Annotated in this window: 6 protein-coding genes; 4 read left to right on the top strand and 2 right to left on the bottom strand. The window is 52.1% G+C overall.

Features of this window, described 5'->3' with window-relative positions:
* Positions 1-76: 76 nt before the first annotated feature.
* Positions 77-364: a hypothetical protein gene (locus ABD892_RS12435; protein ID WP_345196054.1), complete on the bottom strand. Its 288-nt coding sequence runs from the start codon at positions 362-364 to the stop codon at positions 77-79.
* A gap of 390 nt (positions 365-754) precedes the next feature.
* Here ABD892_RS12435 and ovoA point away from each other — a divergent pair, with 390 nt between their 5' ends.
* From ovoA to ABD892_RS12415, 4 genes are all read left to right on the top strand, one after another.
* The gene (gene ovoA, locus ABD892_RS12430) at positions 755-2,902 is read left to right on the top strand and encodes a 5-histidylcysteine sulfoxide synthase (RefSeq protein ID WP_345196053.1); all 2,148 of its coding nucleotides are present in this window, start codon (positions 755-757) and stop codon (positions 2,900-2,902) included.
* Positions 2,903-3,130: 228 nt separating this feature from the next.
* Positions 3,131-4,042: a DMT family transporter gene (locus ABD892_RS12425; RefSeq protein WP_345196052.1), complete on the top strand. Its 912-nt coding sequence runs from the start codon at positions 3,131-3,133 to the stop codon at positions 4,040-4,042.
* Between the two features lie 127 nt (positions 4,043-4,169).
* The gene (gene pdsR / locus ABD892_RS12420; protein WP_345196051.1) at positions 4,170-4,862 is read left to right on the top strand and encodes a proteobacterial dedicated sortase system response regulator; all 693 of its coding nucleotides are present in this window, start codon (positions 4,170-4,172) and stop codon (positions 4,860-4,862) included.
* Between the two features lie 33 nt (positions 4,863-4,895).
* The gene (locus tag ABD892_RS12415) at positions 4,896-6,998 is read left to right on the top strand and encodes an ATP-binding protein (protein WP_345196050.1); all 2,103 of its coding nucleotides are present in this window, start codon (positions 4,896-4,898) and stop codon (positions 6,996-6,998) included.
* A gap of 42 nt (positions 6,999-7,040) precedes the next feature.
* Here ABD892_RS12415 and ABD892_RS12410 read toward each other — a convergent pair whose 3' ends face one another.
* On the bottom strand, positions 7,041-7,361 hold the full coding sequence (locus ABD892_RS12410; protein ID WP_345196049.1) for a hypothetical protein: 321 nt from the start codon (positions 7,359-7,361) through the stop codon (positions 7,041-7,043).
* Positions 7,362-7,510: the final 149 nt, after the last annotated feature.

Genomic DNA, 7,510 nt, shown 5'->3' with positions numbered 1-7,510 from the left:
GGACTCGCGCCCATGGGCGCAATAAAAGCCCTTTGAGGGCGTCATCTAATAAGCCTCCGGCTTTGCCGGAGGTCATTTAACTAATAGCTTTCGAACCATCATAGCCGCTAATGGGATCCCACATAATTGAGAGTGGCCAGAACAACAGGTTAACGATTCCCAATGCTGGCTCTCTGGCATAAAAGGACCCTCCACCCGGTAAAAGACCAAGGATTGCCCCTGTCGTCGGATCTTTTTCCTCAATCAACGTGCCATCATGACGCCACTGATTGTATTCTCGCTGCTGTATGGAGTTCAGGCCAGAAGCGCAGCCAGTAACGATAACAACAGACACCAGTAATCCCGCTCGTAATATTTTTATCATTCATCTCATCCTTATAGTTTGTTTACAAGCGTGGCTATTCTGTCAGAACCCTTATTAATAACCAATAGTATTACTGACCCGTTAAGAGCATTTCAGTTGAGCAGCAATATCACCCTGTAAATGATCATGTGTAAGTACCCAGCCATAAATAATCTCTTATTTTCTCGTCTACAGCCCGCAGAGCGTGGACAGATGTGCTTAGAAAACTTAGGTCCGGGTCCTTATGAGTTTTTATGTCTGCCAGCGCTTGGCTGATACCTGATATATCAAAATACGACACTGGGTTTGATTTGCGCCGGCCAATACCATCTGATAGCAATAAGAGATGGAAACACCGTGTCCGGGCAGTACAGGACAACCCGCTAACCCGTACTCTCAGGAGCGTGATACATGCCTGAAAATACCGCGAAAGATGTGAATTACAGTGATTCTCCCGACAGGGTGACGCGTACACTGGTGCTGAACAGTGGCAATCCTGAAAGTAAACGACAAGAGTTATTAGATTATTTCCAACAGACATTTGACCAATACGAAACACTGTTTGAAACACTGGCCTGTGAAGAGGCCTGGTACGAAAAAGCGATTCCTCTTCGTCACCCCCTGATTTTCTATTTTGGCCACACCGCGGCTTTTTTTATTAACAAGCTGGTGACCGCCAAACTCATCGTGGAACGTGTTGACCCTGATATTGAAGCCATTGTCGCAATTGGGGTTGATGAAATGTCCTGGGATGACCTGGACGACAGTCATTACCAATGGCCTTCCGTTGATGCGATGAAGGATTACCGGCGTAAGGTGCGGGCGCTGGTCTCTGATTTTATTGAAACCATGCCGTTGGATATCCCGATTACCTGGGAAAGTCAGGCCTGGATCATCATGATGGGGATTGAGCATGAGCGGATACACCTGGAAACCTCTTCCGTATTAATCCGCCAGTTGCCTCTGTCGTATGTGAAGGTACATCCCTACTGGGAACCCTGTCGTGAAACGGGAGATGCTCCGGAAAACCGGTTGGTGGCTATTCCGGGACGCCACATGCGATTGGGTAAGGCATACGATGATGCACTCTATGGCTGGGATAATGAATACGGCTGCTATGAGGTTGAGGTGCCTGCATTCAGCGCCAGTGAGTACCTGGTCAGTAATGCCGAATACAAACAGTTCATGGATGCCGGTGGTTACGATAATGAACGCTGGTGGACGGATGAAGGCTGGGCCTGGGCGACATTCAGTGAAACACGCCATCCTGAGTTCTGGGTACTGGAAGGTGGCAGCTATCGTTATCGAACCATGCTTGAAGAAATTGCCATGCCCTGGAACTGGCCAGTAGACGTCAATTGTCATGAGGCACAGGCCTTTTGCCAATGGAAGTCCGAAGTGACAGGCCGTCAGATTCAGCTGCCCAGTGAAGCGGAGTGGTATTGTCTCCGGGAAGCCATTGATACCGACCAGCCGAGGTGGGACAAGGCGCCAGGCAATATCAATCTGGAATACTGGGCATCCGCCTGTCCTGTGGATGAATTCCGCACTGGTGAATTGTGTGATGTCATCGGGAATGTCTGGCAATGGACGACAACGCCCATCGATGGCTTTGATGGTTTCCGTGTGCACCCCTGTTACGATGATTTCTCCACTCCGACGTTTGATGGCCGGCACAACCTGATTAAAGGCGGCTGCTGGATTTCCACCGGAAACTATGCAATCCGAGACTCCCGCTATGCATTCCGTCGGCATTTCTTCCAGCATGCAGGCTTTCGTTACGTGGAGTCGACAGCAGTAGAAAACACATCAGCCAATCCTTATGAGACGGATGCCCTGGTCGCCCAGTATCTGGCTTTTCATTACGGCGAGACCTTTTTTGATGTCCCAAACTATCCTGTAGCCTGTGCACAAATCTGTCGTGACGTGAGTCAGGAAAGCCCCCGAACCCGTGCCCTTGATCTTGGGTGTTCCGTCGGTCGTACCAGCTTTGAGCTGGCCCGTTGGTTCCAGCATGTGGACGGCATTGATTTCTCCGCGCGGTTCATCTCGGCTGCGGCTGAATTACAGCAGCGAGGAAAAATCCGCTATTTCGTACCGACGGAAGGGGAGCTGGGGGATTATTGTGTGGCTGATCTGGCGGAACTTGGCCTGGATGACATTGACGTCAATCGTATCCGGTTTACTCAAGGGGATGCCTGTAACCTCAAACCAATATACGACAATTATGATCTGGTGTTCGCCGGCAACCTGATTGACCGGTTGAATCATCCGGCGCAGTTCCTTGGCATGATCCATGAGCGTATTCGACCGGGTGGTCTGCTGGTGCTGACATCGCCGTATACCTGGCTGGAAGACTATACGCCCAGGGACAAATGGCTGGGAGGTATCCGGGAAAATGGTGAGGTACTGGATACCTATACCGGCCTTCACCGTTTACTGGGCACTCATTTCGAGGAAGTTCAACCGCCGGCAGATGTGCCGTTTGTCATTCGGGAAACAGCCAGGAAATTCCAGCATACGCTGGCGCAGTGCACGGTCTGGCGCAGGAAGGTTTGAGGGAAAACGCATTTCTACATAATTAATAGGGAGATTCAAAATCGGCCCTTGTTTTCACCTGGTATTCAAGGGCCTTTCCTGTAAAAGTGTTTTGACAGTTATTCTGATCCGTTCGTTATAAAATCCTGCACCATCTAGCCTGCTTTTCAGCCAGACTCTCTACCACCCTGTCGGCTTTCTGACCACAGTGGCCTGTCGTACCACGAATTATTGTTGAGTTGTTTTTTTATGCAGCGTATCGCTTACATTGCTTTTGCCGCCCTTGGGCTGATCTGGGGGAGTAATTTCCTGTTTATGAAATGGGCGGCGGAATGGGTGACGCCCTCTCAAATCGTCTTTCTACGAATATTCTTCGGGTTTCTCCCATTGCTGGCCTATGCCCTGTACCGCCGGGAACTACGCTGGTCGCACTGGCGTTACTGGCACCATTTTCTGGTGATGTCGTTATTGGCCACTGTGCTTTATTACTATGCCTTCGCCAGGGGAACCACGCTGCTGTTGTCCAGTGTGGCGGGTATGCTCAGTGGTTCCATTCCTCTCTTCTCCTTTGTTATGACGCTGCTTTTTCTTCGGGATGAAACGGTGAGTGTCCAGAAAGGGATTGGCGTGGCACTGGGTTTTGCGGGTGTCTTGCTGATTGCACGTCCCTGGGTAGGAGGGATTGATGGGGTAAACGTTGAAGGAGCCGTGTGCATGGTGCTTGGTTCACTGAGCCTGGGTGGATCGTTTGTCTATGCCAGGAAATGTCTTTCAGGACTGAATCTGTCTGCTGTGGCATTGCCCACGTATCAGATTGGCTGTGCCTTGCTGCTTTCCACGGTGGTAACGGATTTTGAAGGAATGTCCCGGATCGCAGAGGATCCCAAGACGCTGGTAGGGGTTGGTGTCGGGCTGGGAATGTTGGGGACGGGAATTGCCTTTATTCTCTACTATTTCATTGTGGGCCGCCTGGGTGCCGTGACGGCGTCAGCTTCAACGTATATCCCGCCGGTGGTGGCATTGATTATCGGGTTTTTTGTGGTTCATGAGCCGGTCACCCTCCTGGATCTGGTGGCGATGGGGCTTATTTTGTGTGGTGTTTATTTTCTCCAGACTGAAAAACAGTGGATAGGGGAGGGGTTCGTCAAAAGCCACTCCTGACCGATCTGTCACCGTGACTTACGCGATCCGTTCAGGGGTTCCGTAAAGAAATGACTGCAGGACTTTCAGACCTTGGTGCAATGGCTGATACTCTCTCCCTGATTTCACTGGATACCTGTTGATTGTCATGGCGCGTCACATTGCGATTGTCGAAGATGAACCTGCGATTGCCGAGAACTATCGGGATGCCTTCCAGCGGCAGGGCTTTCAGGTCAGCCTCTATGATAACCGGCCAGCGGCGATGGCAACCTTTTGCCAGACCTTGCCGGATCTGGCTGTCATTGATGTAGGCCTGGGCGACGATGTGGAAGGGGGCTTTGAGCTTTGCCGGGAGCTGCGTAGCCTGGCGCCTACACTGCCCATTGTCTTCCTGACGGCCAGGGATGATGAGTTGGACGTGATTTCCGGCCTGCGTCTTGGTGCCGATGATTACCTGACCAAAGATATCAGCATTGCCCATGTACTGGCCCGGGTGAATGCACTGTTTCGCCGGGTCGATGCCTTACAGCAGCCGCACCGGGAGCCCGATAAACTGGATCGGGGCAAGCTGGCGCTGGATATGGACTGCCTCACGGCCAGCTGGGCCGATACCGAGATTCCCCTGACCGTGACGGAATTCTGGATGGTGCATGCGCTGGCCCTGCATCCCGGTCATGTCAAAAACCGTCAGCAGTTGATGGATGCGGCGCGCGTTGTACTGGATGACAATACCATCACCTCCCACGTCAAACGGATTCGCAAGAAATTCCAGTTGGTAGATGCCGGGTTTACGGCCATTGAAACGGCGTATGGCATGGGCTATCGCTGGAAGGTGGCCTGATCGGATGCTGCCGTCAACAGGGTCGGTACGCCGGTGAAGCTCAGTCGTCAGCTGATGCTGGTCAGCCTGCTGGTGTTGGTGTTGCCCTGGGCGGGAGTCCAGTCTGTGCGGGATATGGAAGCCAGCCTGCGGGATGCGCAGGCGCAGGTGCTGGAAGCGTCACTGCAGACGATTGCGACCAGCCTTGAAGTCCGCCAGCAGATACCAGAGCCGGTGACGGCGCCGATTGAGCATCATGTCTATGCCTGGCGGCTGGAGAGTCCGCTGATGCTGGATGGCTATGAAGAGGACTGGCAGGCGCAGGGGGTGACGGGACAACGGGTTGATAGCCCTTCTGGGATAAATATCCCCTTTGGCCTTGAGGTCAATTTCAAAGCGGCTACGGATGATGAAACGCTGTATCTGTTCTGGAAAGTGGCCGATGAAAACATTGTTTATCACAATCCGTCTCTGCCTTCCCTGAATAACGGTGACCGTCTCCTGCTGAAACTGCAGGATGAGAGTGGTCAGGTCATCACCTATACCATTGCAACGGAAGCACCCGGTCCGGTACTGGCGCGTTATATTCGGACAGTGAATGGACGTAAGCGTGTACAGCGGGAAAACCTGATTCGTGGTTTCTGGCGTGACACACCGGCCGGTTATCAGCTGGAGCTGGCAATGCCATTGCTCATGGCGAAGGCGGGGGTAGGCTTTTCCGTGATTAATGCCGCCCAAATGGCTGACGGCAGTCTGTCGGAACAATGGACAGGCACGGTCGCACCGGCAGAGCAACGGACTGGCCCGCTGATTACACCGGATCTGGAACTGCGTGAGGCATTGTCTGCGTTTCTGAAACCTGGTGTCAGGCTGGGTGTCATCAACAATGCCGGATGGTTGCTGGCCGGTGTGGAAGAAACTGTAGAGCAGGACGGCTCGCAGCATGACGCTGAGATGTTCTGGTTACTTGAATGGCTTTATAACCTTATCCTGAGCCATGGCGGCCTACCGCAGTATCATTCGCACTGGCATGAAGGGCGCTGGGTCAATGCCGTGGTGAACGATGCGCTGGCCGGGCGCCCCGCCAGCCAATGGGTACGGGATGATGGCGTACTCAGGCTGGTGGTGGCATGGCCGTTATACCGGGATGGTGTCATTGCCGGCGCACTGGTGGCCGAACAGGGCAGCGAAAAAGCCATGTTGCTGGCCGGGCGGGCGTTCAATCGGCTCTTTTCCCTCAGCTTTCTGGCAATGCTGGTGACCGTTGTCGGGCTTTTGGGTTATGCGGGCTGGCTCTCGTTGCGTATTCAGCGATTGAACCGAGCGGCTGAGCAGGCCTTTGGCGTTGATGGGCGGGTGCGGGATGTTTTTCCTGCCAGCCATATGTCGGATGAAATCGGTCAGTTGTCGCGTAGTTTTGAGCGCTTGCTGGGACGTTTGCGGGAGCATACGGATTACTTGCGTTCATTGGGAAGCAAGCTCTCTCACGAATTACGTACACCACTGGCGGTGATGCGTTCTTCGCTGGATAACTTGTCCCATGAGCCATTGGGAGAGCAGGGCGGTGTCTATTTACGCCGGGCTGAGCAGGGTGCAGCGCGACTCAGTGCGATACTGACGGCCATTAATGAAGCGACCCGGTTGGAAGCGGGCATCAGCAATGCCGAGAAAGAAACCGTTGATATACGGCAGATGCTGGAAGAGTTGAGTGAGGCGTACCGTGCGATCTATCCTGATGCAATATTACAGATTGAATTACCGGATACTGTCGTTTACTGCGAGGTAGCGCCTGAGCTGGTGGTTCAGGCACTGGACAAGCTGGTCAGCAATGCTGTGGATTTTTGCCCCTCTGATGGCACGATCCTGATTCGGCTGCGCCATGATCGTAATACCGTGTGCATTGATGTAGAAAATGATGGACCGCTGTTGCCTGAGGCGATGGCGGGGCGGTTGTTTGATTCCATGGTGTCTGTTCGTGATCCGGCCCGTTTTCGTCGAGGGAATCGACCGCCAGATGATGGAAACCACCCTGAGCGTTTGCACTTGGGGCTAGGTTTATACATCGTCCGGTTGGTTATGGAGTATCATCATGGCACTGTTAAAGCGATCAATCGGCCTGAAGGTTCAGGGGTTGTATTTTCACTTGCTTTCAAATAATCAGGTCACATACATCCTGCTATACAGGGTTTTTCTCGAAATTTATGCGCTGGGCATATGATCAATAAGCCCCAGACGTAATGATTCTTTCAATGGCTGATCAGATACATCATCTGATTTTTCCAAAGCCTGATATAACTTGATCATGAGTGTTTGCTTTTGCGCTTTTTTATCGGCTGGTTTCGTATGACGTTTGAGAAGAGCATGCAAGGCTCGTTCAGTGTCATCTTCGGAATTTTCAGTGAGCTGCATCAAGCTTGCCATTAAAGAGGCTTTTTCCTGCTTTACTTCCTCTTTCTCCAGGAGATGATTTCTGAGGGTTTCTTTGAAGTCTATATCTTTTGGTTTTGTTAACTGACTCAATAGCTGATTGAGCTCCTTTGCTAGATGATCTGTTTTTGCGCCCGCTTCAATCAGTACCTGAATAATTTTACCTGATTACCACCTAACATAAGCCATTCTCCCGTCTAAACTTACGACACTGGTTTTCCTTGGGTTAGGAGACGTGTCAT

Source organism: Kistimonas scapharcae (assembly GCF_039540975.1).
GTDB lineage: Bacteria > Pseudomonadota > Gammaproteobacteria > Pseudomonadales > Endozoicomonadaceae > Kistimonas > Kistimonas scapharcae.
Note: the sequence above shows the minus strand (reverse complement) of the source record. Positions and strands in the feature narration are given on the sequence as shown.

What these genes read in the sequence shown, in the direction of transcription:
- ABD892_RS12435 (WP_345196054.1), bottom strand. Translation starts at nt 364, where the DNA reads ATGATAAAAATATTACGAGCGGGATTACTGGTGTCTGTTGTTATCGTT.
- ovoA (WP_345196053.1), top strand. Translation starts at nt 755, where the DNA reads ATGCCTGAAAATACCGCGAAAGATGTGAATTACAGTGATTCTCCCGAC.
- ABD892_RS12425 (WP_345196052.1), top strand. Translation starts at nt 3,131, where the DNA reads ATGCAGCGTATCGCTTACATTGCTTTTGCCGCCCTTGGGCTGATCTGG.
- pdsR (WP_345196051.1), top strand. Translation starts at nt 4,170, where the DNA reads ATGGCGCGTCACATTGCGATTGTCGAAGATGAACCTGCGATTGCCGAG.